At 67.7% G+C, this 24,782-nt stretch carries 18 protein-coding genes; 9 read left to right on the top strand and 9 right to left on the bottom strand.

The features are described from left to right. Window position 1: 1 nt before the first annotated feature. Window positions 2-2,653, top strand: a complete 2,652-nt coding sequence (tssH, locus tag IP91_RS01435; protein ID WP_145646989.1) for a type VI secretion system ATPase TssH — start codon at window positions 2-4, stop codon at window positions 2,651-2,653. A gap of 12 nt (window positions 2,654-2,665) precedes the next feature. Here the strand turns inward: tssH and IP91_RS01430 are convergent, their stop codons facing one another. Next, the gene (locus IP91_RS01430; RefSeq protein ID WP_145646988.1) at window positions 2,666-3,283 is read right to left on the bottom strand and encodes a helix-turn-helix domain-containing protein; all 618 of its coding nucleotides are present in this window, start codon (window positions 3,281-3,283) and stop codon (window positions 2,666-2,668) included. A gap of 165 nt (window positions 3,284-3,448) precedes the next feature. On the opposite strand from IP91_RS01430, the gene IP91_RS01425 reads away from it, so the two are divergent. From IP91_RS01425 to IP91_RS01395, 7 genes are read left to right on the top strand one after another with little or no spacing between them, the layout of a single operon-like run. Further along, on the top strand, window positions 3,449-5,473 hold the full coding sequence (locus IP91_RS01425) for a serine hydrolase domain-containing protein (protein WP_145646987.1): 2,025 nt from the start codon (window positions 3,449-3,451) through the stop codon (window positions 5,471-5,473). Beyond that, window positions 5,473-6,477, top strand: a complete 1,005-nt coding sequence (locus tag IP91_RS01420) for a dipeptide epimerase (RefSeq protein WP_145646986.1) — start codon at window positions 5,473-5,475, stop codon at window positions 6,475-6,477. The genes IP91_RS01425 and IP91_RS01420 overlap by 1 nt, the downstream gene beginning before the upstream one ends. Continuing rightward, window positions 6,474-7,733: a peptide MFS transporter gene (locus tag IP91_RS01415; RefSeq protein ID WP_145646985.1), complete on the top strand. Its 1,260-nt coding sequence runs from the start codon at window positions 6,474-6,476 to the stop codon at window positions 7,731-7,733. The genes IP91_RS01420 and IP91_RS01415 overlap by 4 nt, the downstream gene beginning before the upstream one ends. Before the next feature lie 58 nt (window positions 7,734-7,791). Beyond that, window positions 7,792-10,065, top strand: a complete 2,274-nt coding sequence (locus IP91_RS01410) for a TonB-dependent receptor (protein WP_145646984.1) — start codon at window positions 7,792-7,794, stop codon at window positions 10,063-10,065. After that, window positions 10,065-11,108: an N-acetyltransferase DgcN family protein gene (locus tag IP91_RS01405; protein WP_145646983.1), complete on the top strand. Its 1,044-nt coding sequence runs from the start codon at window positions 10,065-10,067 to the stop codon at window positions 11,106-11,108. Before IP91_RS01410 ends, IP91_RS01405 begins: the two co-directional genes overlap by 1 nt. Then, the gene (locus tag IP91_RS01400; RefSeq protein WP_145646982.1) at window positions 11,105-12,688 is read left to right on the top strand and encodes a serine hydrolase; all 1,584 of its coding nucleotides are present in this window, start codon (window positions 11,105-11,107) and stop codon (window positions 12,686-12,688) included. The genes IP91_RS01405 and IP91_RS01400 overlap by 4 nt, the downstream gene beginning before the upstream one ends. Further along, window positions 12,685-13,875 (top strand): dipeptidase, encoded by a 1,191-nt coding sequence (locus IP91_RS01395; RefSeq protein WP_145646981.1) that lies wholly within the window; start codon window positions 12,685-12,687, stop codon window positions 13,873-13,875. The genes IP91_RS01400 and IP91_RS01395 overlap by 4 nt, the downstream gene beginning before the upstream one ends. Here IP91_RS01395 and IP91_RS01390 read toward each other — a convergent pair whose 3' ends face one another. Genes IP91_RS01390 through IP91_RS01355 form a run of 8 tightly spaced genes read right to left on the bottom strand, consistent with a single transcriptional unit; the run spans window position 13,876 to window position 23,675 of the window. Beyond that, window positions 13,876-14,427 carry a hypothetical protein gene (locus tag IP91_RS01390; protein ID WP_145646980.1) on the bottom strand — a complete coding sequence of 184 codons (552 nt, stop codon included), beginning with the start codon at window positions 14,425-14,427 and terminating at the stop codon, window positions 13,876-13,878. Window positions 14,428-14,435: 8 nt separating this feature from the next. Then, entirely contained in the window at window positions 14,436-15,467 is a 1,032-nt protein-coding gene (gene tssA, locus IP91_RS01385; RefSeq protein ID WP_145646979.1) for a type VI secretion system protein TssA, read from the bottom strand. Between the two features lie 23 nt (window positions 15,468-15,490). After that, window positions 15,491-16,300, bottom strand: coding sequence for an OmpA family protein (locus IP91_RS01380; protein ID WP_145646978.1), 810 nt, complete (start codon window positions 16,298-16,300; stop codon window positions 15,491-15,493). A 2-nt stretch (window positions 16,301-16,302) separates the two neighbouring features. Beyond that, on the bottom strand, window positions 16,303-17,289 hold the full coding sequence (gene tagF, locus IP91_RS01375) for a type VI secretion system-associated protein TagF (RefSeq protein ID WP_145646977.1): 987 nt from the start codon (window positions 17,287-17,289) through the stop codon (window positions 16,303-16,305). Then, on the bottom strand, window positions 17,286-21,152 hold the full coding sequence (gene tssM / locus IP91_RS01370; protein WP_145646976.1) for a type VI secretion system membrane subunit TssM: 3,867 nt from the start codon (window positions 21,150-21,152) through the stop codon (window positions 17,286-17,288). The genes tagF and tssM overlap by 4 nt, the downstream gene beginning before the upstream one ends. Window positions 21,153-21,177: 25 nt before the next feature. Beyond that, on the bottom strand, window positions 21,178-22,560 hold the full coding sequence (locus IP91_RS01365; protein ID WP_145646975.1) for a hypothetical protein: 1,383 nt from the start codon (window positions 22,558-22,560) through the stop codon (window positions 21,178-21,180). Window position 22,561: 1 nt separating this feature from the next. Next, window positions 22,562-22,825, bottom strand: a complete 264-nt coding sequence (locus IP91_RS01360) for a PAAR domain-containing protein (protein ID WP_145646974.1) — start codon at window positions 22,823-22,825, stop codon at window positions 22,562-22,564. A gap of 10 nt (window positions 22,826-22,835) precedes the next feature. After that, on the bottom strand, window positions 22,836-23,675 hold the full coding sequence (locus IP91_RS01355; RefSeq protein WP_199754465.1) for a M15 family metallopeptidase: 840 nt from the start codon (window positions 23,673-23,675) through the stop codon (window positions 22,836-22,838). Window positions 23,676-23,873: 198 nt separating this feature from the next. On the opposite strand from IP91_RS01355, the gene IP91_RS01350 reads away from it, so the two are divergent. Beyond that, on the top strand, window positions 23,874-24,761 hold the full coding sequence (locus IP91_RS01350; protein ID WP_145646973.1) for a hypothetical protein: 888 nt from the start codon (window positions 23,874-23,876) through the stop codon (window positions 24,759-24,761). Window positions 24,762-24,782 lie beyond the last annotated feature (21 nt).

The following is a 24,782-nucleotide window of genomic DNA, read 5'->3' as shown; positions in this document are numbered from 1 at the left end:
CATGAGCATCAATCTGAAAACGCTGATCGGCAAGCTGAACGACACCTGCCGCACCGCCGCCACGCGCGCCGCCAATATCTGCGTGGGCCTGGGCCAGTACGAAGTCGATATCGAACACCTGTTCCTGGCGCTGCTGGAACAGCCGGCCAGCGACTTCGTCGTCGTCGCACGCCAGGCCGGCATCAGTACCAGCCAGCTGGAGGCCGACCTGCAGGCGGAAATCGCCAAATTCAAGAACGGCAACGCGCGCACGCCCGTGTTTTCCGAACGGCTGCCGAAGCTGTTCGAGAACGCCTGGCTGATCGCCTCGCTCGACCTGCGGTCCGGCCAGCAGGCGCAGATCCGCAGTGGCCACCTGCTGCAGTCGCTGCTGACCACGCCGGAGCTGGCCCAGCTGGCCTCGCGCAGCTCGCAGCAGTTCGCGAAATTCGATACCGAACAGCTCAAGCACAACTTCGACAAGGTCACCGGCGGCTCGCAGGAGACGGTGGCCGTCGCGCTGGCATCGGGCAGTGTCGGCGATGGCGGCGACCCGGTCGGCGAGCTGACGGACAAGGCTGCCACCAAGACGCCGGCGCTGGACCAGTTCACCACCAATCTCACGCAGCGGGCCCGCGACGGTAAAGTCGATCCCGTGATCGGCCGCGACATGGAGATCCGCCAGGCGATCGACATCCTGATGCGCCGCCGCCAGAACAACCCGATCCTCACCGGCGAAGCCGGCGTGGGCAAGACGGCCGTCGTGGAAGGCCTGGCGCTGCGGATTGCGCAGGACGACGTGCCCGACGTCCTGAAGGGTGTGGAGATCCACACGCTGGACATGGGCCTGCTGCAGGCCGGCGCCAGCGTGAAGGGCGAGTTCGAGAACCGCCTGAAGAACGTCATCGACGAGGTGAAGAAAAGCCCGCAGCCCATCATCCTGTTCATCGACGAGGCGCACACGATGATCGGCGCCGGCGGCCAGGCCGGCCAGAACGATGCCGCCAATCTGCTGAAACCGGCGCTGGCGCGGGGCGAACTGCGCACCATCGCGGCCACCACCTGGGGCGAGTACAAGAAATACTTCGAGAAGGATCCCGCGCTGGCTCGCCGCTTCCAGGTCGTGAAGGTGGAAGAGCCCAGCGAGGAAATCGCCTGCGCCATGTTGCGCGGCATGGCGCCGCTGATGGAGAAGCACTTCGGCGTGCGCGTCTACGACGAGGCCATCACCGAGGCCGTGCGCCTGTCGCACCGCTACATCAGCGGCCGCCAGCTGCCGGACAAGGCCATCAGCGTGCTCGATACCGCCTGCGCCAAGGTCGCGCTGGGCCAGAACGCTACGCCAGCGCGCATCGAAACGCTCACGCGCAAGCTGGAACGCATCGCCGCCGAACACGCGCTGCTGGAACGGGAGCAGGGCACCGGCAATGCCACGCATGCGGCGCGGCTGAAGGAACTGGCCGAGAGCCGCGCGAGCGCGGAAAGCGAAGCGACGGCACTGAAGGCGCGCTGGGAGCAGGAGAAGACGCTGGCGGACCAGATCCGCACGTCGCGGGACCAGCTGGAAGGGGGCGCCGATGCCAGCCAGTCCGGCGACCTGAATGCCCTGCAGGCGGAACTGAAGACGCTGCAGGGCGAGACGCCGATGGTGCCGCTGCAGGTCGATGGCCATGTGGTGGCGGAGATCGTGGCCGGCTGGACCGGCATCCCGCTCGGCAAGATGGTCAAGGACGAGATCAGGACGGTGCTGACGCTGAAGGACCTGCTGCAGGCGCGCGTGCTGGGCCAGCCCCATGCGATCGAAGCGGTGGCGCAGCGCGTGCGCACGTCACGCGCCAACCTGGACGATCCGAACAAGCCGAAGGGCGTGTTCCTGTTCGTGGGCCCGTCCGGCATCGGCAAGACGGAAACGGCGCTGGCGCTGGCGGACGTGCTGTATGGCGGCGAGCGCAAGCTCATCACCATCAACATGAGCGAGTACCAGGAAGCGCACAGCGTCTCCGGCCTGAAAGGTTCGCCGCCCGGCTACGTGGGCTATGGCGAAGGCGGCGTGCTGACCGAGGCCGTGCGCCGCAACCCGTACAGCGTGGTGCTGCTCGACGAGGTCGAGAAGGCCCACCCGGACGTGATGGAGCTGTTCTTCCAGGTGTTCGACAAGGGCGTGATGGACGACTCGGAAGGCCGCGAAGTCGACTTCCGCAATACCATCATCATCCTGACCTCGAACGTGGCGTCCGCGCAGATGATGCAGGCCTGCCTGAACAAGACGGCCGACGAACTGCCGTCCGTCGAGGACCTGGAAGCGCTCATCCGCCCGGCGCTGATGAAGCAGTTCAAGCCGGCCTTCCTGGGCCGCCTGAAGGTGGTGCCGTACTACCCGATCCCGGACGACGTGCTGGTCGAGATCATTCGCCTCAAACTCGACAAGATCAAGGCGCGCGTGGCCGCCAACCACAAGGCCGACTTCAGCTACGACGATGCGCTGGTGGAAGCCGTACTGGCGCGCTGCACCGAGGTCGATTCCGGCGCCCGCAATGTCGACAACATCCTCAATGGCACGCTGCTCCCCGAGATCGCCGAGTCGGTGCTGGCGCGGATGGCGGAGGGGCAGCCGATCGCGAAGATCAAGGTGGGGGCCGGCAAGACCGGGCAGTTCAAGTACACGGTGAAGTGACGCCACGCGGCGTCACTTCCCGGCGTGCTTCTCCAGCAGCGTGTGCACGTGTTCCTCATCCTCGCCGGACATCACGGTGAGGATCAGCGCCTCCTCGCAACCCTCGGCGGAGAGGTAGGCGTGGCCCATGCTTGAGTCGAAGTAGATCGACTGCCCCTCGTGCAGCACCACCGGGTCGTAGAACTCGGTGGTGATCATCACGCTCCCTTTCAGCACATACGAGAACTCCTCGCCCGAGTGGTGCTGCAGGCTGCCGAACTGCTTGAGCGTCTTCGCGCGGATCTTCGCGACGACGGGGATCATGCGCTTGCGGCGCAGTTCCGCGCACAGGTAGTGGTAATCGTAGTTCGGCGTCTGCACGCGCACCGCGTGTTCCAGGTCGCCCAGGCTGCGCCGCGCGGTCGGCGTCACCGCATCTTCCGCATCCTCGGCAAACAGCTCCGACATCCTCATGCCCAGCTTCTGGCTCAGCTGGTACAGCTTCTCGTAGGTCAGGGTCAGGCGATCGTGTTCCACCTTCGAGAGCGTCGACACGGGGATGCCGCTGTGCGCGCTCATCTCCTTCAGGGTCCAGCCTTTGCGGCTGCGCAGGTTGCGCATCAGCACACCCAGCGTGGGCGAGTTCGACATTCTTTATTTTCCGTTCCGTGGTTCTTTGGTTGTACTTTGTGACTGTTTGTTGACAAATTCTCCGATCAGGATAAAGTGTCCTAATCAGGACAAAATATCGTAAATCAGAAAAATCATTGTAGCGATTGGTCTGGTCAATGGCAATCCACATCGGAGGAGCGCTTCATGGATCTACGCAGGATAGTCGTGCTGGCAGCAGGGTTGGTCATCGGAGGCGCCACGCTGGCGCAGCAGGCCGTGCAACCGGAGGCCGTGGTGCCGGGGCCCGCGGTGGCGGCGCCTGCCGGCCCGGCAATGGTGCCGGCGCCGCGCGGCAAGGAGGGACTGACGAAGGACGATGTGGACAGCTGGCTCGATGGCTACATGCCGTATGCGCTGAACACGGGCGTCATCCCCGGTGCCGTGGTGGTCGTGGTGAAGGACGGCCAGATCCTGACCGCGCGTGGCTTCGGCTATGCGGACGTGGAACATCGCACGCCCGTCGATCCCGAGCGCACCCTGTTCCGCCCCGGCTCCGTGTCGAAGCTGGTCACATGGACGGCCGTGATGCAGCAGGTCGAGCGGGGCAAGCTCGATCTGGACACGGACGTCAACAAGTACCTTGACTTCACGATCCCGGCGCTGGACGGCGCGCCCATCACGCTGCGCCAGATCATGACGCACACGGCGGGCTTCGAGGAGGCCGCCAAGGAGATCATCGACTACCTGCCGGCGAAGACGCCGAAGCTGGGCGCGCTGCTCAAGGCCTGGGTGCCGCACCGCATCTACCCGGCCGGCACCACGCCCGCGTATTCCAACTACGCCACGGCGCTGGCCGGCTACGTCGTCGAACGTATCTCCGGCCAGCCGTTCGACGACTACGTGGAGCAGCACGTCTTCGCGCCGCTCGGCATGAAGGATGCGAGCTTCCGCCAGCCGCTGCCGGCCCGGCTCGCAAAGCAGATGGCGCGCGGTTATCCGAAGGCGGGCGAGGAAGCGAAACCCTTCGAGATCATCGGCCCGGCGCCGGCCGGTTCGCTGTCCGCCTCCGGCACGGACATGGGCCGATTCATGCTCGGCATGCTGCAGTACGGCGAACTGACGGGTCAGCGCGTGCTGTCCGCCCAAACGGCGGCCACGATGCTGCACAGCCCCCTGGAGAAGGTCGATCCCCGCTCGCTGATTCCGCCGCTGAACCGCATGGAGCTGGGCTTCTTCGAAACCAATATCAACGGTCGCGCCGTCGTCGGCCACCTGGGCGATACGGAGGCCTTCCACACCTCGCTGCACCTGTACACGAAGGAGGGCGTTGGCCTCTACGCGTCCTTCAACAGCACCGGGAAGGAAGGTGCCGTCGGTACGCTGCGCACGGCCCTGTTCCACGATTTCTCGGACCGCTACCTGCCCAATGTCGCGCCGGCGGACGGCAAGGTCGATGCGAAAACGGCCGCCGAACACGCTCGCCTGATGGGCGGCGTGTGGGAAAACAGCCGCAAGTCCGAATCAAATTTCTTCGCGCTGCTCGGTTTCGCCGGCCAGACGAAAGTCACTGTCACCGACAAGGGCGAGCTGTTGATTCCGGCACTGGTGGGCCGCGGCGGCCAGCCGCGCGAGTGGGTCGAGATCGCCCCGTTCGTGTGGCGCGACCGCAATGGCCATGACCGCATCGCCGCGCAGGTGGTCGATGGCAAGCCGGTCCGGTGGAGCATGGACTTCATGTCGCCGTTCATGGTGTTCGACCGCGTGCCGGCCTCGCGTTCCACGGCGTGGCTCACGCCGGCACTCGTCGTCGGGCTGCTGGTACTGCTGCTTACCTTCCTGGCCCTGCCGGCCGACTGGATCGTGCGCCGCCGCTATGGCGTGGGTCCGGCCCAAGCCGGCAAGGCACGCACGGCCACGCGAGCAACCCGCATCCTGGCCGGTCTCAGTCTTGCCGTGCTTGCCGGCTGGGCGGGACTGATCGCCGCGATGATGGCGAGCCTCAAGTATGCAACGTCGTTCAGCGATCCGTGGCTGTGGCTCCTGCAGGGCCTGGGACTGATTATCTTCGTCGGCAGCATCCTGGCCAGCGGCCGCCATCTGCAGCTGGCGTTCCAGGAGAAGCGCAGCCTCTGGCGCAAGCTGTGGAGCATACTGGTGTTCGCCTCGGCGCTGCTGCTGTGCTACTTCGCCTGGCAGTTCGGCCTGCTCGCCTTCACGGTGCACTACTGATGGCCCGCCTGACCATGGACGTCGCTGCCGAGGGGCTGCGACTGGCGCAGCCATTCCGCATCGCCGGCTACCTGTTCGAGCGCTTCGACGTGGTGGTCGTCACGCTGCGCGACGGCCACCACACGGGCCGCGGGGAGGGCGGTGGCGTGTACTACCTGGGCGACGACGTGCCGCACATGCTGGCCGAGCTGGAACGCTCGCGGGAGGTCATCGAGGCCGGACCGGACCGCGACACGCTGCGCACGCTGATGCCGCCCGGCGGCGCCCGCAATGCCGTCGACTGTGCGCTGTGGGACCTGGAAGCGGCGCGTTGCGGCATGCCCGTCTGGCAGCTGGCCGGCCTGCCGCCACCGCGCGCGCTGCGCACCACGTTCACGCTCGGCGCCAACGAGCCGGCACTGATGGCGGAGGCGGCAGCTCTGTGCACCCAGGCGCAGGCCATCAAGATCAAGCTGACGGGCGACCTGCCGCTCGACCTGGCGCGCGTGGCCGCGATCCGCGCCGCGCGCCCGGAAGTCTGGCTGGGCGTCGATGGCAACCAGGGCTACCAGGCCGCGGATCTGGATGACCTGGTGGCGGGCCTGCTCCTGCAGCGCGTCGCGCTGCTCGAACAACCGCTGGCCCGTGGCCGCGAGGCCGAGCTGCAGCATTACCGGTCGCCGATCCCCATCGCCGGCGACGAAAGCATCCTGACGCTCGCCGACGTACCGGGCGCCGTGGGCCGCTTCGACGTGGTGAACATCAAGCTGGACAAATGCGGCGGCCTGACGGAAGCCCTGCTGATGGCCGACGAGGCGCGGCGGCTGGGGCTCGGCGTCATGGTCGGGAACATGGGCGGCTCCAGCCTGGCCATGGGACCGGGCTTCGTGCTGGGCCAGCGCTGCGACATCGTCGACCTGGACGGCCCGACCTTCCTGGCCAACGACCGCAGTCCCGCCGTCGATTATGTGCACGGCAACGTGTGGGCACCCGGCACGGTCTGGGGCGGCGGAGTGCTGGCATGAAGGATACGCGCAACTGGTTCGGCCATCCGCGCGGGCTGACGGTGCTGTTCCTCACCAATATGTGGGAGCAGTTCTCCTATTTCGGCATGCGTGCGCTGCTGGTCTATTTCATGACGAAGCAGCTGATGCTGGGCCAGGCGCAAGCCTCGTTCATCTATGGCGCCTACACGGCCTGCGCCTATTTCACGCCCATCATCGGCGGCGTGATGGTCGACCGATTTCTCGGCAAGCGGCGCGCCATCATCATCGGCGCCTCGGTGATGGCGGCCGGCCACTTCATGATGGCATTCGAGCCGCTGTTCTACGCCGCCCTGATCACGATCGCCCTGGGCAACGGGCTGTTCCTGCCGACGCTGCCCAGCCAGGTCGGCGACCTGTACCGGCGCGACGATCCGCGCCGCGGCTGGGCCTACAACGTGTACTACGTGGGCATCAATATCGGCGGCTTCCTCGCGCCCCTGTTGTGCGGCACGATCGGCGAAGTCTATGGCTGGCACTACGGCTTCGGCCTGGCCGGCCTCGGCATGCTGGCCGGGCTGGTGATCTACCTGAGCGGACAGCCGTACCTGCCGCCGGAACCGGAACGCATCGTCGCCGGCGAGAAGCGCCCCTTCGACCGGCAGACGCTGCTCGTGCTGGCGGGGATCGGCATCGCCGTCACCGTGTTCCGCGCCGCCTACGAACAGGTGGGCAACACGGTGGCGCTGTGGGCCGATGCGGGCGTCGACCGCCACGCCGCCGGTCTCGTGATTCCGATGACCTGGTTCCAGTCGCTCAACCCCCTGTTCGTGATGCTCTTGACGCCACCCCTGCTGGCGTACTGGCGGCGCCGCGCCGCGGCCGGCCACGACCAGCCGCCAGCACGGCGCATGGCGGCCGGTGCGGTCATCGTCGCAGCCGCCTACCTGCTGCTGGCCACGCTGGCCTGGACATCCGGCGCCGGTGCCACGGCGTGGGGCTGGCTGGCGCTGTTCTTCGTGGCGTTCACCTTCGGCGAGCTGTTCATCCTGCCCACCGGCCTGGGGCTGTTCGCCCGGCTGGCGCCACCGAGTCTCGGCACCACGACCGTGGGCGCCTGGTTCCTGATCATCTTCAGCGGCAGCCTCAGTGCGGGCCTGGTGGGCAGCCTGTGGAGCCGGCTGGAACACGGGCTGTTCTTCCTGCTGCTGGCAGGCCTCGCGGCGCTGGCGGCGCTGCTGCTGTTGCTGCTCGATCCCGCGACGGAGCGGGTCGACCGCACGCGCCGCGCTGTCTGAACTTCCCTCTGCCTCCCTCGCACATTCCAAAAACACGCTGCAATTCCTGGAGAACCCCATGTCGAAGCTATCCCACAGCCTGTTGTTGTCCTCGATGGCACTGGCCATTTCATCGGCCTATGGTGCCAACCCTGGAGTCGACCCCGCCACCGACCCTGCAACCGACGCCGCCGACAGGGACCGCGACGTGCAGCAGGTCGTGGTCACCGCGCAGAAGCGCGCCCAGACCACGCTCGACGTGGCCCAGGCCATCTCCGTCGTCAGCGGCGAGACGCTCGAGCGCGAGCAGGCCAGCGCGTTTGCCGACTACCTGAAGCTCGTGCCCAGCCTGCAGCTGGTGCAGAGCACACCCGGCGAAGGGCGGCTCGTGATGCGCGGCCTCGACACGGGCGGCGTGGCATCCACCGTGGCCGTCTACCTGGACGAGACGCCGTTCGGCTCCAGCAGCGGCCTGGTGAACGGCGCCATCCTGGCCGGCGACTTCGACACGTTCGACATGGCGCGCGTGGAAGTGCTGCGCGGGCCGCAGGGCGCGCTGTATGGCGCCAGTTCGCTGGGCGGGCTGCTGAAATTCGTCACCAACGGGCCGGAGACCGACCGCTTCCTGATGCGCGTGCGGGCCGGCGCGGCCACCGTCGATGGGGGCAAGATGGCGTACCGCTCCAACGTGGTCGTCAACACGCCGATCAGCGACACGCTGGCGTTCCGCGCTTCCGGCTCCTACACGCGCGAGCCGGGCTTCATCGATTCGATCGGCACGGCGGGTTCGGATGTGGCGCGCAACCTGAACGGCGCACGCAACGCGGGCGGCCGCGCGGCCCTGCAGTACACGCCGAACGCGGATTTCTCCCTGCGCCTGTCCGCGGTGGCCCAGAACATCGCCGTGGACAGCGCCGGGACCGTGGAAAGCGATCCCGTCACGCTGGCCACGCTGTACGGCCGCCAGACCCAGTCGCAATATGTGCCGCAGAAGCACAACGTGAAGTACCGCGTCTACAACGCCACCGTCAACTGGAACCTGGCGTGGGCCAACCTGACCTCGTCCACCAGCTCCAGCACGCAGAAGCAGGTGTTCCGCGACGATGCCACCTACAACCTGAGCGCCCTGGTGGAGGGGGCCTTCGGCACGCCGAACGACCTGTTCCTGGCCCAGAACACGGAGCTGAAAAAATTCACGCAGGAGCTGCGGCTCAGTTCCAATGCCGGCTCGAACGCCGGCGGGATGCTGGACTGGCTGGCCGGCGTCTACTACACGGACGAAGACGGCGACCTGCGGCAGCGCTACGTGGCCCTGCAGCCGGGCACGTTGACACCGCTGGCGGGCCTGCCGGAACTGGCGGACATCCGGCTGCAATCGAAGTACCGGGAATATGCGGCGTTTGCCAACACCACGCTGCACTTCGGCTCGCGCTATGACCTCGACCTGGGCGCGCGCTACAGCCACAACAAACAGCACGCCGTGCAGGGCCAGGACGGCGCCCTGGTCGGCGGCGCGGACAGCAACGCCGCCGACTCGGCGGAGCACGTCTTCACGTATGCGGTGGCGCCGAAATGGAAGATCGACGAGAGGAATTCCCTGTACCTGCGCGCCGCCAAGGGTTTCCGCCCCGGCGGTCCGAACGTGCTGCCACCGAATCCGCCCGCCGGCACGCCCACCACCTACGCTTCGGACTCCGTGATGAGCTACGAGGCCGGCTTCAAGTCCATCAGCCGCGATGGCCGGCTCTCGTTCGATGTCGCCGCTTTCCACATCGACTGGAAGGATATCCAGCTGCTGGCCGTCGTCAACGGCTTCGGCGTCAATACCAATGGCGTTGGCGCCACGTCCGATGGACTGGAGTTCAACGTGACGTACCGGCCCATGTCCGGCCTGCGCCTGTCCGCGAATGGCGCGTGGACGGACGCGACGCTCGATGGCGACACCAGCCCGCTGGTGGGCGGCATGAAGGACGACCGGCTGCCGTTCTCGCCGAAGGTCAGCGTCGGTGTCTCCGCCGACTACCGATGGAGCCTCGGCGCGGCCACGCCGGCGTTTGCCGGGGTATCGGTGCGCCACCTGTCGAAGCAGTTCGGCGCGTTCGATGCGGACTACCGGGCCGCGTTCGGCCGCCAGCGCGAGATCGGCTCGTACCACGTGGTCGACGCGCACTTCGGCGTGGACATCGGTGCCTGGACGCTGGAGGCCTACGGCAAGAACCTGACCGACAGCGAAGGCAAGACGTCGACCTCCGCTGCCACGGCCAATGGCGGCGACATCTATCCCGGCGGCGCCATCGCCACGGGCGTCATTGCGCCCCGCACCGTTGGCCTGACCTTGACGCGGGAGTTCTGATGACCGGGACGACGCTCGACAATACGTTCGGCCGCTATCTGCTGTTCCTGGGCGATACGGTGGAACCGGGCTATGCGAAGACGGCGTTCGGCCTGCGCGACTGGGCGCGCGAGCGCTGCGTGGGGGAGCTGGCGCTGCCGGCGGCAACTGTGACCACCGGATTGCCGGCCCTCACGCCGCGACAGGCGCAGGCGCAGGGCGCCACCGCGCTAGTGATCGGAGTGGCAGCACCGGGCGGTCTGATACCGCCGGCCTGGGTGCCCGCATTGCTGGCAGCGCTGGAAGCCGGGCTCGATCTCGTCTCCGGAATGCACGTGAAGCTGGCCCAGATCGATGCGCTGCGCGAGGCGGCGGCGCGCCTGGATCGCCGGCTGATCGACATCCGCACGCCACCCGCCGACATCCCGGTGGCCAATGGCCGGCGCCGCACGGGCTGGCGCGTGCTGACGGTGGGGACCGACTGCGCGCTCGGGAAGAAATACACGGCGCTGGCGTTGACGCGCGCGCTTTCCGGTCGCGGCATCGATGCCAGCTTTCGCGCCAGCGGCCAGACCGGCATCCTGATCGCCGGCGGCGGCATGCCGATCGATGCAGTCGTCGCCGATTTCGTGGCCGGCGCGGCCGAGCTGCTCAGTCCCGCCTCCGCTGCGGATCACGTGGACGTGATCGAGGGGCAGGGCTCGCTGTTCCATCCGGCCTATGCGGGCGTCTCCCTGGGCCTGCTGCACGGCAGCCAGCCGGACCGCTTCATCGTCTGCCACGATCCCGGCCGCACGCACATCCTCGGCCTGCCGGAGACGCCGTTGCCATCCGTCGAGGCCGTGATCGCGCTGACGGTGGCGCTGGGCCGCATCACCAATCCGGCCATCGCCTGTGCCGGCGTGGCCCTGAATACGTCGGCGTTGGACGCCGTCGCCGCACAGGCCGAGATCGACGCACTGTCGGCCCGGCTGGGCCTTCCCGTGGCCGACCCGTTGCGCGGTGGCGCGTCGTTCGAGCGCCTTGTCGACCACTGCATCATTCCCGATACGGAGCAACCATGAACCGGACGACTTTTCTTCTGATTGGTCTGGCGCTGGCCGGTATCGCGAATGCCGCACCGCCAGCCCGCTTCGATGCGCGGGTCGAGACCGTGCGGCGGGAGACCGGCGTGCCAGGCCTGGCGATCGCCATCGTCGAGGACGGGCGCACGACGCTGGCGCGCGGCTATGGCGTGCGGCAGCTGGGCGCGCCGGCGCTTGTGGATGCGGACACGCTGTTCCCGATCGGATCGACCAGCAAGGCGTTCACGGTGGCGGCGCTGGCCACGCTCGTCGATGCCGGCAAGATCGACTGGGACGACCGCGTCATCGACCACCTGCCGGGCTTCCGGATGTACGACCCGTGGGTGACCCGCGAGATGACGGTGCGCGACCTGCTTGTCCACCGCAGCGGCATCGGCGAAGGCACGGGCGACCTGCTGTTCGTCCCGCGCAGCAACGTCTCGCGGGCCGAGGTGGTGCGGCGGGTGCGCTACTTCAAGCCGGCCACCAGCTTTCGCACCACCTTCGCGTATTCCAATCTGATGTACGTGGTGGCTGGCCAGCTGATCGAGACCGTCAGCGGCGAGCGCTGGGAGGATTACGTGCGTCACCACGTGCTGCTGCCGGCGGGGATGACGGTATCGACCACGGACAACGAGCAAAACTTTGCGACCGAGGACCGGGCCTACCCGCATGCGCGCATGAACGGCGGCCTGCGCGGCGCCGGCGACCAGCAGCGGCTGGACGAGCGGGATGACCTGGGCCGCAACGCGGCACCGGCCGGCGGCATCGCCAGCAGCGCCAGCGACCTGGCGAAGTGGCTGCAGGTGCAGCTGGCGGCCGGCGCCGCGGCCAATGGCAAGCGCGTGTTCAGCAGTGCGGCGCACGAGCAGATGTGGCAGCCGGTGGTCGAGGTGCCGATCAGTCCCATGCCGCCCGAACTGAAGGCCGCGCAGCCGCATTTTTCCAGCTACGCGCTCGCCTGGGACGTGATCGATTACCGCGGCGTGCGGGTGATCTGGCATGGCGGCGCCGTGTTCGGCTTCAAGACGGCCGTCGTGCTGGTACCGGACAAGAAGCTGGGCTTCGCCATCACCATCAACAGCGAGGACGGCGCCCTCGTCCGCGGCCTGATGTACGAGCTGCTCGATCACTACCTGGGCGCGCCCTTCAACGACTGGCCGGCGAAGTATCGCGCCCACAGCGGCAGGCAGGTAGCCGAAGGACTGGGACTGCTGAAGGCCGCGCAGCGCACGCCGGCCAAGGTGGGACCGTCCGCGCCGGCATCCGCCCTGGCCGGCACCTACAGCGATCCCTGGTACGGCAATATCGACATCGCGTCGGCACCGTCCGGCCTCACGATCGATTTCAAATCCACGCCGCGCATGTCGGGAAGGCTGGAGCACTGGCAGTACGACACGTACATCACGCGCTTCGACGACCCGGCGCTGGAGCCGGCCTATGTTACCTTCGCGCTCGATGGCGACGGCAAGGTGGCGCGCGTGACGATGAAGGCCGCCTCGCCGATTGCCGATTTCAGCTGGGATTACCAGGACCTGGCGTTTACGCCCGTCGTCCCCGGGACAAAGGAAGACCGATGATTGCCTCTGCCAGGAAGGGCGCTCTGCTCGCCGCCGCGGTGTCACTGACCACGCTGACGGCATGCAGCAGCCTGCCCGAGGCCACGCACCGCCAGCTGCTCACGCTCGATACGCACCTGGACAGCCCGGTCCATTTCGGCCGCGCCGGCTGGAGCTTCGGCGACCGCCACGATCCTGCCACCGAGATGGCGCAGCTGGACCTGCCGCGCATGGCGGACGGGAATCTCGATGGCGGCTTCTTCGCCATCTTCACGCCGCAGGGTCCACTCACGCCGGAAGGGTATGCGGCTGCGGCCAGCCGGGCGCAGGCACGGTCCGCGCAGATCGACACGATGGTGGCCACGTTCGGCGAGCGCATCGGCGCGGCGCGCAGTGCCGACGATGCGCTCGAGCTGGATGCGGCAGGGCGGCTCATTGCCTTCAAGAGCATCGAGAACAGCTATCCGCTGGGCGAGAGCGTGGCGGGGCTGGCCGGGTATTACCGGCAGGGTGTGCGCCTGGCCGGGGTCGTGCACACGGCAAACAACCAGTTCGCCGATTCCGCCACCGACGAACCGCGCTGGCACGGCCTGAGTCCTCTCGGCCGGGAGTGGGTGGCCGAGATGAACCGGCTGGGCATCGTCATCGATGCGAGCCACGCGTCGGACGCCGTGTTCGACCAGCTGCTGGCGCAGTCGAAGGCGCCGATCCTGCTGTCCCATTCCGGTTCCCGCGCCATGTTCGACCATCCGCGCAACCTGGATGACGACCGGCTGCGCAGGCTGGCCGCTTCCGGCGGTGCGCTGTGCTTTTCGACCATCTACCTGAGTGCGATCCAGATGGGCGAGGAACGGGAGGCGCTGTTCGACCGCAGCGAACATATCGCCGACCTGGCGCCCGCCGAACAGGCGCATCTGTCGCGGCGCTGGCGCGAGCTCGATGCGACGGCGCCCCTGTGGTCCGCCAGCTTCGACCAGTACATGGCGGCGCTGCTGCATGTGATCGAGATAGCGGGACCGGATCACGTGTGCTTCGGCGCGGACTTCGACGGTGGTGGCGGCATCGCCGGCCTGTCGGACGTGACGGACCTGCCGCGCATCACGGCGCGTTTGAGGGCGGCCGGCTACGGCGACGCCGACCTGCAGAAGATGTGGAGCGGGAACGTGCTGCGCATCCTGCGCGCGGCGCAGGCGGGGGCTGCCCGGTGATCAGGGGTTCTGGAACTCGATGCGGTTGTTCTTGTATTCCCACCTGGTATAGGGCCCGAACACGCGCACGTTTTCCTTGTCCTTGTACAGCTTCTCCTCGCGCTTGAGGCGCCGCACGAGGTCCGGATCCGTCAGCGGCGCGGTGGTGGGCGCGAACACGTCGCGGCGCACGCTGCCCTTGGCATCGAAGCCGCGCGAGATGATCGTGAGCTTGCGGCTGGCCGGGTCGAAGTAGAGGCGCATCCAGTCCGTGTTCATGTCCTGCAGATAAACGCCGCCATCACGGCCCTGGGCGAAGTAGAAATCGCTGCACTGGGCTTTCGGTTCGCGCTTCCAGCCGCAGGCCATCAGGATGACGACGTGCTGGTCGTCCAGTTTGCGAACCGAGATGCGGCCCTTGGTATAGCCCCAGTTGCTGGCCGGGACGGTGTTCGATGTGGCGAGGTCGTACTCGCCCTCGAGGGCGCCGACGGACACTTGCGCTGCACTGGCTGCGCTGCTGAACGCCAGCGCAGCGGCGAAGATGGACAGGTAATGAGGGTTGATTTGCATGCGGTGGTTCAGTTGGAGGGCGGTACGCCCAGCAGTTCTTCGATGTGGGACAGCGACGCCTGGTCCTTGACGACGGAGCGCAGCCAGGTGTGCAGGTCCTGTTCGCCCGCGTTGGCGGCCTTCTCGGCAAAATAGGACACGGGGCTGTGTGGCTCCGTCTCGCGGAAGAAGGTGGCCACGGCGCGCAGCTGCGCGATTGCCTGGGCGCGGGTGCGCAGCGGTCCCGGCGTGGACGTTTCTTGAGCAACCGGCGCGGCTTGACCGCCAGGGGCGGCATCCGGGTCCGGCAGTGCCGGCTGCGCCGCAGAAGGGGCAGCAGCCGCGGAAACAGGCAGCGCATGCAGCATGCCCTTCACCGCATCGCGCGCCGCGGCGAATCCCGGGCTGTCGGCACCCAGCTTCGCATCGGCCACCGCTTCGAGCTTCTGCAGCGCATCGAGGCAGTACTGTGCGTCCGCGTGGAACGTTGCGACGAACTGCGCGGCGTTGTTGCGGCGCGCGGCCTCCATGTCCGCCAGCTTCGGCAGGCCTTCCGGCTCGTTGCCGGCTGCGGCACGCTTGCGGGCCGCCTCGAACGCGATCGTCGACCAGGCCGCCTGGCGGCCTTCCGTCAGCGGCACTTCGCGGACCAGGGCGCGGGTGCGCGACAGGATCCAGCTGATATTGCCGATGCGCTGGTCCTGGTCGCCGCCTTCCGCTTCCGGATACAGGCCCAGGTCCCAGTACTGTTCGCACAGGCCGGCGAGCAGGCGGAAGCCTTCGCCCAGGCCGCGCACGCGGTACTGTTTGGCTGCCGCTTCGGTGAGCCACACGGCCACTTTCAGGTCCTTGGTCTTTTTCGTCAGCAGCGTGGTGCACTGCCGGATGACGAAGTCCCAGTCGGCTTCCTTCAGATCGGTGACCCATTCCCCCTGTTCCAGCGACGGGTCGTCGAACTTGCGGGCCTGCGCAATGGCATCCAGCTCGGGCGAAAACGACACGTCGCTGCCGGACGGGTTGCTGTCGCTGATGGGTATCAGCAGCTCTTCTGCGGTAAACATGGTGTCCTCTCGTATGCGCAGGCTTACTGGGCCAGGCGGAATTCGATGCGGCGGTTGCGCGCGCGGCCTTCGGCGTTGTCGTTGCTGGCCACCGGGCGGTCCGGCCCCTGACCGCTGGCCGTCAGCAGGTCTTCGGCGATGCCGTGGCTGGCCAGATAGGTCTTCACGGTGGCGGCGCGCGCCTGGCTCAGGCTCACATTGCTGGCGCGCAGGCCGGCGCTGTCCGTGTGGCCAATGATCTCCACCTTGCGGCCCTTCAGCTTCAGCATGGCCGCCACCATCTCGTCCAGGATCGCACGGCCGGCCGGCGTGAGCGTCGCCTGGCCGCTCTCGAATTCGATCGTGCGGTTGGCCAGCGTGGAATCCAGCACGGCCTGGTCGGCCGCCGACACGCGCAGGCCGTTGTTGACCGTGTAGGTCGGATTGAGGCTGGTGGCGACGGTGCTGGCGATCTTCTGCCGCACCGCCTCGTTGGCCACTTCGCCGCGCAGGCTGACGGTATTGCCGTCGATTTTCAGCTGGCCGCGCGAGATCTGCTTCAGGTCCGGGGTGATGAGCTTCTGCACGTAGGTGTTCCAGTTGGCGGGCATCGCCACCTGGCCGATGGCCACCTGGTCCACCACCTTGTCCGCGCCATACAGCTCGCGCAGCTTCGCCAGCACGGCGGCCTTGGTGGTTTCGTCCGGCACCGTGCCGCTGGCCAGCACCTGGCCCGGCTGTGGTGCAGCGGGGGCGGGCGCAGTGGCGTTCTGCGCCAGGGCGGGAAGGGACAGGCAGGCACCGGCCAGCAGCGCGCCCGCGCGAATGCAGGCCAAAACAGTATTGAATCGCATGATCAGGTTCCGATAAATGCCGTGCCGACGGATTCCAGCGCGGACTGCAATGACAGGTCGCTACGGGCCAGGTAGGTGGACAGCTTCTTGATGGCGTAATCGCTGTCGATCTGTTCCTCCACCCAGTCCAGCTCCTCGAAGGCGATGTGATGGTCCTGCGCCACCTGCGGATCCATGATCGCGCACAGCGTCTGCGGCGAGGCGCCCGAGAAGCCCACCACCAGTGCCGGGCGGCCTTCGATGCGCGTGACGAACAGCGCCAGTTCAAAATCGGCGCGGGCCAGGAACGGCGCGATCACGTGCATCCAGAAGGCGGCCACCAGGTTGCGGTACATCGGGTCCGCCGGCAGCGGCAGCACCAGGCTTTTCTCCAGGCGGCTGGAGCTGCTGGCCAGCACCGGCTGCAGCAGCATGCCGAGGGCCAGCAGCACCTGGCGCGACGAGCCCTTGAAGCCGGCCCCCGCCAGCAGCGTATCGAGCGCGGCGAGCGTTTGCAGTTCCAGAAAATCCTCGAAGGCCGCGTCATAGGCGGCAGGGCGCAGGTCCAGTTCGATGGGTTTCGCGGTGGCCGACTGCAGCGGCACGGTCGGATCGGCCGCATCGCGCACCCCGGACGTGAGGCCTTCCAGCCGGCTCCACAGCCGCGTGAACACCAGCGGAGAGTAAGGAACGAAGCTCGCGGGTTCGGCCACTTCCATGGCACCGACCATCAGGAAGGGATAGCGGCGGCTCGACTGGTCGCTGCTGGCCACGACATGGCCGCCGATGGCATGGCGCCGCCGCGGGCCGACAAACGCGAAGTGCAGCGGCGCCACCGCGTCATAGGCCAGCTTCCAGCGCGCGTTGGTGCTCATCAGGTCCATGGCCTGCGACAGCCAGCCGTCCAGCACCTGCAGCAGCGCCGGGCTGGTGCTGCCCTTGACGAAGTCGCCGCGGCTGGGCAGCTTGCCGAAGTAGCCGACGCTGACCGGGGTCACGGCGCGGCTCATTGCGGGGCACCCGTGGTGGCGGCCGCAGTGCGGGCCGGTGCGGCAGCAGGGGCCGGTGCGGGGACAGGAGCAGGGGCCGGTGCCGCCGGCGTGGCCGGCACTGGCGCCGGCGCAGGGGCGGTCACCGTCTCCGGCAGGCGCAGGCGCTTGAAGCCCGCCGCCGGCTGGGGCACCTGGGCCGGCGGCGGCGCTGTGGTGCCCAGCACCTTCAGGTTGGCCGTGACCGTCACGCCTTCGTTCGACCAGGACAGCTCGAACACGCCGCCGTCCTTGCGCTTGCGCTGCGCCGCCTCGACCATCTTCTTCAGGCCGAAGTGGCCCGACTCATCCAGCAGCATCACCTTGCGGCCCTGCGGCGTGAGGGCGCTGATGCGTGCCCCCGGCGTGCCGCCCGGGTTCGGCCACACCATGTGCACCCACGGCTGCGGCTGGCCGCGCCAGCGCAGTGCCTGGCCGTCGATCTCCAGCGTGAATTCGGTGGCGCCGGTGGCGCCCAGCGCCTGCACGTCGAACTGCGTCTGGCTTTCGCCGCCGCTCGATGCGGCAGCGTTGGACACGCCGCCAGCAGCAAGCGGCGCCACCCAGTTCGGGAAGCTGGCCACCACCGATGGCGCCAGCGTGATGCCCATATTGGCCCAGGTGCGGCTGCTCAACGTGTCGCCGCGGCGCACCGCCAGCGGACCGACGGTGGTGTTGAAGAACTTGGCGATGGCGCCTTCCGGACCGAAGATCTCGCCGATCTCCGCATTGCTCGCTTCCGCCTTCGACTCGGTGGCGAACGGGTATTTCAGCGCCAGGTTCTTGTTGAAGGGCTGCAGCACCTGCGCCGCCCACACCTTGTTCACTTCCACTTCGGTGGGCTTGACGATCACGGCGAACGTCTGCATGAGCGGGCGCACCAGTACCGGACGCAGGGCCTGGCGCTGCCCATCCGTCATCCCCACCAGCATCTGTTCATCGACGTACTTGAGCGCATCGGCCAGTTCCGAGCCGCTGCCATCGAGCGTCTGCTGCATCAGCTGCTTCGCGCCGGGACCCGGGTCGCCCTGGTTCTTGATCGTGTTGAAGCGGGCACGCAGCTTGGACAGGCTGTCGATGTAGCCGCGCATCAGCGAAGCGTCGTTGTCCTTCTTGACCACCAGGCGTGCCACGCCGGCGAACTCGCGGCCCACGGGACCCAGCGGCAGTGCCGCATTCTGCGTATTCGGCGTAGGTGTAGCGATGTTCACGTTCACGCCGGACGGCTTCTGGCGCAGGATGGTCTCGCGGAACCACCCGGCCACCCCGCGCTGGGCCCGTTCCAGGCTGGTGTTCAGCAGCGAAGGGTTGTCCCACGAGGTCTGTTCGTAGACGGTGGCCACCAGCTTGTTGAGCGGCGAATTCTGCGGGTCGCCCAGGCGGTTCATCGCGCTGGCGGCGGCATCGAAGCCATCCAGGTCGCGCACCGTCACGCCCTGCATGAACTTCTGCCACTCCTTCGCGTACTCGTTCTTGTACAGCTCCACCAGCGACTTCTGGATCTGTTCCGGGCTGCCTTCCAGGGTCAGGTCGTCCTTCGCGGACGTCTTGAGCACCCAGTCGGCACTTTGCAGTTCGCGGTTGGCTGCATTGCGGAACGCATCCTGCACGAAGCCTTCCCACGCCTGGCGCGTGAAGCTGCCGGGAATCGCGTAGCTGCCCAGTACCAGATCCTTGTCCTGGTCGCCCACGATGCGGGCGACGGTGATCGACGGATAGCGGGTCGCAGCGCGCGCCTTCACGTCCGCATACACGCGTTCGCGGGCCGGCATGCCGCGCACCACGCGGCGCAGGTTGTCGCGGGTCTGGTCCACCAGCGCCAGCTTGCCGTCGATGCCGGGCCAGGACGGATCGTTCACCTGCGCCAGGTAGAACGAGATCAGGCGCTCGGCGCTGCGGATCATCTGCTCGCGCGGCATCGTGCCGCGGTTCCCGTCCAGCCAGACGCGCCAGAAGCGCGTGATCTGGTCGTTCAGGTGGGCCGCCTCGGCGCGCGATTTATCGGACAGCATCAGGTACGTCTTCAGCGCGTTGTACGCATCTTCGGCATCGGCGGGCGACGCGTCCTTGAACTGCTGGGCGCCGTTGTTGATGGCGGCCGTGTCGGCATTTGCCGCTGGCGCCGCGGCCGCCGTGCCTGCCGCTGCCGTCACGGGCTTCGTCATCGGCTGGAGCTGGCCCGCGTTCGCGTTGACCTCGGCCAGGAAGGATTCCAGCGACTGCGCGACGGGTTTCAGCATCACCTCGCGCACGCCGTTGAAATATTCCTCGCGCAGCTTCTGGTTCAGCAGGTCCCCCTGGTACAGGCCCAGGCCCAGCGACAGGGGACGGTTCTCGTGATAGCGGTCCAGCTGCTCGATGCGGTCCTGCAGGATCTCCAGCGCCTGGAAGCGCGACTGCAGGTCCATGGTTTTTGCCTGCACCTTGATGGCCTGGTCCAGGTCCGCCTGCACGTTGGCCACCAGCTGGCGGTTGTTCATGTACGACCAGCTCCAGCCGGCCAGCGCCAGGCCCACGAAGGCCGTGGCGGCAAAGAAGGCCGCGTAGCGCAGGCGCAGCTTGGCCGGGCTGGCGTACTGCGCCACCAGGTCCTTGTCGGCAAAGATCACCTTGCGGAACAGGTTGAGAAGGAAGTAGCCCTGCTGCGCATGCTGGTCGCTGTGCTCCACCGGCTGCAGCTGCAGGTCGAAGCGCTGCGCCACGCGGGTCGACGAGGCGGACACCGTTTCGCCTTCCTGCAGGGCGCTGGTGAAGTAGAAGCCGCGGAACACGGGCTTGAACTGGAACGGGTTTTCCTCGAACAGCGTGGCGATGAAGGCGCGCAGCGCCGGCTTGACGGACGAGAATTCGAGCGGGAAGGTGAATACGCCCGGCGGCATGCGCTGCGACTGCAGCGACATGTTCGCCAGGCTCACGTCCTTCAGGCCGTCGTACAGCTCGTCGAAGCGCGTGTCGAACTGGTCGAGCAGCTGCTCGCTGCTGGTGTTCTGGCTGTAGGGCAGCGTGGCGCCCCACACGCGTTCGCGCTCGTTGCGTTCGCTGTCGTGGAAGAATTCGTTGAAGCCGGTGATCAGGTCGGCCTTGGTGAACACCACGTAGACGGGCGCATGGACCTCCAGGCGTTCCGTCAGTTCCTGCACGCGCTGGCGCAGGTTCTTGGCCAGGTCGATGGCGAACTCGGTGCGGTTGCGCGTCAGTTCGGCGATGCTCACGGCGATGATCACGCCGTTGATGGGCGCCTTGCGGCGGTATTTCTTCAGCAGGTCGAGGAAGCCGAACCACTCGGCGCGGTCTTCGTCCACCACCGAATAGCGGCCCGCCGTGTCGAGCAGGATGCCTTCCGTGGTGAAGAACCAGTCGCAGTTGCGGGTGCCGCCCACGCCCTGTACGACCTTCGAGTCGGCGAACGGGAACTGCAGGCCGGAGCTGGCGATGGCGGTGCTCTTGCCGGCCGCCGGATTGCCGATCACCATGTACCAGGGCAGTTCATACAGCGCGGCATTGCCGGAGAACTGGCCCAGCTTGGAGCCCTTGATGGTGGCGATCGCGTCGAGCAGGCGCTTGCGAATGACTTCCGTTTCCTGGCGCTGCGTGGCATCGGCGTTCACCTTGCCCACATCCTGTTCCAGCATGGTGCCCAGCTGGCCGGCGGATTTGCCGCGACGCCAGCGGCGCCAGCCCCACAGCACGGCGCTGACGACGACGGCCAGGCCAAGCACGATCCACGGCACGCTCGCGGGCCACTGCAGCAGCCGCGCCACGATCAGCAGCAGGGCGATGAACGCCACCCAGCCAATGGTGATCAGGCTGGTGCGGGTCGTCAGGAATTGCCAGATTTTTTGCATGGTGTTGTCGAGTCGAAGCGTGGATTCAGGCGTTGGCGCCCGGCGTGGTACCGGCAGTGATGACGGCCACGTCGCGGCGGTAGGGATCGAGGTTGCCGATGCAGAGCACCGGCGCGGCGCGTTCCTGCGCCACGTGGCTGGCCAGGGCCACGGCGGTGAGGAAGGTGACGGGATCGCAGGCGCCGCAGGCCGCGCCGATGCTGGCCACGTCCGCCGTGGCGTCGAGCTGAGGCGCAACGACGCCCATCAGCTCCATCACCCGGCTGGTGCGGTGATCGGCATCGGCGGCGACGAACGTGACCTCGTTGGCCTGGCAGTGGGCGCGGTCCAGCGCCTGCGTGCACAGGGCCTGCAGCGTGGCGGCATCCGTGCGCCTGGACTGGTCCGCCGATTCGGCGCGCTGGCCGGAGCTCACGCTGCGCAGGGCGGGCAGGGGCGCCTCGTCGAAGGCGAGCAGTGCGGCCTGCGCGGGGTCGGCCAGCAGCAGCGCAGCGGCGCCTTCGCCGGGAATGATGCCCTGCTGGTGGCGGGCGCTGAACAGCGCATCGGCGTTCGACAGGCGTTCGATCTCGCCCGCGCCCACGTGCGAGCCGCAGGCGACGACGGCCGACAGGGCGGGCTGGCCGGATGCCGCCAGCAGGCGTGCCAGGATGGTGGCCACGTCGTCCGCGGCGCCGCGGTCGGGCGCGATGGCCAGCCGGTCGGCCGGCCAGCCGGCAGCGTTGATGCGCTCGGCGAACCAGCCGCTGGCCAGGGCGCGCGCTTCCGGACCCCAGTCGGCCGGCCAGGCGCAGTGAAGCTGCAGCACCGGCAGCGGCGACGGCGCGCGCTTGTCCGGCCGTGCATTGTGGGCATCGATATCGGGATGCGCCGCCAGGCGCAGGGCGATGTCCGTGACCACCGCATCGCCGGCGGCCAGCGCGCGCCATTGTTCCGGGCCGAAGCCGACGTCGCGGCTGGCCAGCTGGCTGCGTGCCGCGGATTCGTCGATGGTCGTCACGCGCGCGGCCAGCACGGGGTAGCCGTAATCGTCGACCAGCTCCGCATCCAGTGCGGGCCGTGCCTCGCCGCCGGCCAGCGCCTGCTGCAGTTCGATGACGGAGCCGCCGTGCGGGGACAGGACGGATGCCGTGACGATATTGAGGAAAGCGGCCGGCGCGGCCGGGACGGCGGCGGCAACCGGCGCCTCGGCCGGAGCAGGCGTGGCGGGGCTGGCGCTGGCGCGCTGGTACAGCTTGCGGCCGCCCCAGAGCAGCGCGAGCAGCGCGAGGGGCACCACGAGCAGGAACAGCGTGAGGTCGCCCGTGCCGGGGGCCACGTTGTTGGCGCGCCAGTACCACACGGCGCCGCCCCAGCTCGCACCGACCGACCCGCCGGCCGCCATCACGTTTCCGAACCAGGCGCGCATCTCAGACCAGGTCGATGCTGCTTTGCTGGCTGGCGATCAGCGTCGCCCCGCAGGAAGTCTTGTCGCCATGGCGTGCCACCGGGCGGCCATCGACGATCAGCGTCGCGTCGCCGGTGGCGATGGTGACGTTGCTGTGTCGCGGGCAGGAGACCTTGTCACCGACGCGCGCGATGCCCTTGCCGCCGCTGTCGCTGAGCTGGGAGGCTTCCACTACGGTGCCGTCGTGCGACGTCTTGTCGCCCAGCCGGATCAAAGGTGCTGCCATGGTTGCACTCCTATCGTTTCATCACGCCGGGCATGCGCAGTTCCGTGTGCCCGAAATCCATCATCTTCCAGCGCCCGCCCCAGGTCAGGCCCAGCGACTCAGCCGCCTCGCCGTACAGCTGGTAGCCCCGCATGGCCCACGGATCCTTTTCCGAGATCACCAGCTTGCCCTCGCGGACGAACGCGCAGTCCGCGGCCAGGCCGTACTGGTGCCAGCTCTGGAAGGCCGCCGCATTCGTCACGTTCGAGCCCATCGCGGCCAGCGCGTTCTGGCGTTCCGGGCTGCGGTACCCTTCCAGGATCGCCATCTCGTAGCCGTGCCGCTCCTTCATGATGCGGAACACCATCAGCAGGCGCTGCGTGTACGCCTCGTTCATCTGCGCCCAGTCGCGGCTCGCGGAGGCCAGCAACGGCCTTTCGCGTTCCACTTCGGCGGACGCGAAGACCAGGGGCGGCAGCGCCGGCGGCGGCACCAGCTGCTCGCCCTGCAGCAGGTCCGCCACCTGCGTGTTCATCTCGCGCGTGGATGGCTCGTAGCCGTCCCAGGATGGCCGGCCTGCCAGCAGCATGGCCGCCAGCGGCGGCACGGCGATCAACACCAGGCCGCCGATCGCCAGCAGGTAGTGGCGGCGCAAGAACGCGCCCAGCGCGCCGGCCGACGCCCGGCCGCTGCCACGCAGCGCGTCCGCATCGCGCAGGCGCCGCCGTGCCAGGTCGCCGGCCTGACGGCGCATCCGCTGGCCCGCGCCTGCCAGGGCGCCCAGGACGAATTCGCGTCCCGCCGGAAACAGGATCAGCCAGCTCACGGCGCAGGCCAGCACGAAATACAGCGCGACCGCCAGCACCCACACGACAACCTCCTGGTAGTTCCAACGCGTTACTAGTATCTACAAAGCATTGCCTGAGTATAACTTACCTATCTGGCAAGGTCACGCACGATTGCATATAGTGTTTTTATTAATTGTGGTGCTCCACACAATAAAGGCGCAAAATGCGGCAGAAAGTGCTTGATTCTAGTAAAGTACTGCGAAATTAATAAGGAGCTAACGTTGCAAGAGCAAGGCGATCGCCCGGCACGACCTGGCCGGCCCAGTCTGATTTCATCCGCACCGGACACCGAAACGGGGCCACAAGGCATCCTCAGTTCGCTCGACGGGAAGTCCGGCGCCAAGGTTGCCAGGCCCGCGGCGGCGCCGGCGCGCGAGAAGTCGCGCCCGCTCGTCTGGGGCGTGCTGGGCCTGGGCATCGTCGCGGTGGTCGCAGGCATGATCGCCCTTGGCACCGACGACGGGCCACGGGAGACGGCGCCCATGCTGGCTGCTGCGGCGCCACCGGCAGCGATGCCGGCGCCGGCATCCCCGGCAGCGTCCTCTGCTGCGGGCGCGTCCGCCGCATCGGCGTCCGCCATTGCACCGGAGCCCGAACCTTCCGCCGCCGCGGTGCTGCAGGATGCGCCGGAGGTCGCAGCGGCAACCCCGCCGGCACCGGCCGAAGCGGCGCCATTTAAATCGATCACGGGTGCTGCGGGGAATAAGGATCCATTAAGCCAGGCACTGGAACGGCCGGCGAAAGATACTGTGGCTAAAAGCGCGCACCATGCGGATAAACCCAGGGCCGACGATAAGAAGGGTGGCGAGAAGAAGGTCAATGAGAAGAAGGTCAGCGAGACGCGGCTGGCGCAGGCTAGAACCCCGCAAAAACCGGCAGTGAAGGCCGAGCCGAAACCGGCGGATAACGACGTCGTCCTGCTGGCCGCGCTGATGGCCCATATGCAGCCCCGTAACCGGAAGGCGACGCCGGCCGAACAGCTGAAGATCTGCCGCCAGTACAACGCCGCCGGCGAGGAACAGTGCCGCGCGCGACTGTGCGAAGGCGACGCCCGCAAGGAACCGGAGTGCAAGGCGCGCCGCATCATGAAGGAATCGTCGGATACATGAGCACTGATACATGAGCACTGA

Source organism: Pseudoduganella lurida (genome assembly GCF_007830455.1).
Classification (GTDB): Bacteria; Pseudomonadota; Gammaproteobacteria; order Burkholderiales; family Burkholderiaceae_D; genus Rugamonas; species Rugamonas lurida.
Note: the sequence above shows the minus strand (reverse complement) of the source record. Positions and strands in the feature narration are given on the sequence as shown.

Coding starts and splice junctions, on each gene's coding strand:
- IP91_RS01415 (WP_145646985.1), top strand. CDS start 6,474: ATGAAGGATACGCGCAACTGGTTCGGCCATCCGCGCGGGCTGACGGTG.
- IP91_RS01380 (WP_145646978.1), bottom strand. CDS start 16,300: ATGCGATTCAATACTGTTTTGGCCTGCATTCGCGCGGGCGCGCTGCTG.
- tssA (WP_145646979.1), bottom strand. CDS start 15,467: ATGTTTACCGCAGAAGAGCTGCTGATACCCATCAGCGACAGCAACCCG.
- IP91_RS01400 (WP_145646982.1), top strand. CDS start 11,105: ATGAACCGGACGACTTTTCTTCTGATTGGTCTGGCGCTGGCCGGTATC.
- tssH (WP_145646989.1), top strand. CDS start 2: ATGAGCATCAATCTGAAAACGCTGATCGGCAAGCTGAACGACACCTGC.
- IP91_RS01365 (WP_145646975.1), bottom strand. CDS start 22,560: ATGCGCGCCTGGTTCGGAAACGTGATGGCGGCCGGCGGGTCGGTCGGT.
- IP91_RS01405 (WP_145646983.1), top strand. CDS start 10,065: ATGACCGGGACGACGCTCGACAATACGTTCGGCCGCTATCTGCTGTTC.
- IP91_RS01390 (WP_145646980.1), bottom strand. CDS start 14,427: ATGCAAATCAACCCTCATTACCTGTCCATCTTCGCCGCTGCGCTGGCG.
- tssM (WP_145646976.1), bottom strand. CDS start 21,152: ATGCAAAAAATCTGGCAATTCCTGACGACCCGCACCAGCCTGATCACC.
- IP91_RS01395 (WP_145646981.1), top strand. CDS start 12,685: ATGATTGCCTCTGCCAGGAAGGGCGCTCTGCTCGCCGCCGCGGTGTCA.
- IP91_RS01410 (WP_145646984.1), top strand. CDS start 7,792: ATGTCGAAGCTATCCCACAGCCTGTTGTTGTCCTCGATGGCACTGGCC.
- tagF (WP_145646977.1), bottom strand. CDS start 17,289: ATGAGCCGCGCCGTGACCCCGGTCAGCGTCGGCTACTTCGGCAAGCTG.
- IP91_RS01425 (WP_145646987.1), top strand. CDS start 3,449: ATGGATCTACGCAGGATAGTCGTGCTGGCAGCAGGGTTGGTCATCGGA.
- IP91_RS01360 (WP_145646974.1), bottom strand. CDS start 22,825: ATGGCAGCACCTTTGATCCGGCTGGGCGACAAGACGTCGCACGACGGC.
- IP91_RS01420 (WP_145646986.1), top strand. CDS start 5,473: ATGGCCCGCCTGACCATGGACGTCGCTGCCGAGGGGCTGCGACTGGCG.
- IP91_RS01430 (WP_145646988.1), bottom strand. CDS start 3,283: ATGTCGAACTCGCCCACGCTGGGTGTGCTGATGCGCAACCTGCGCAGC.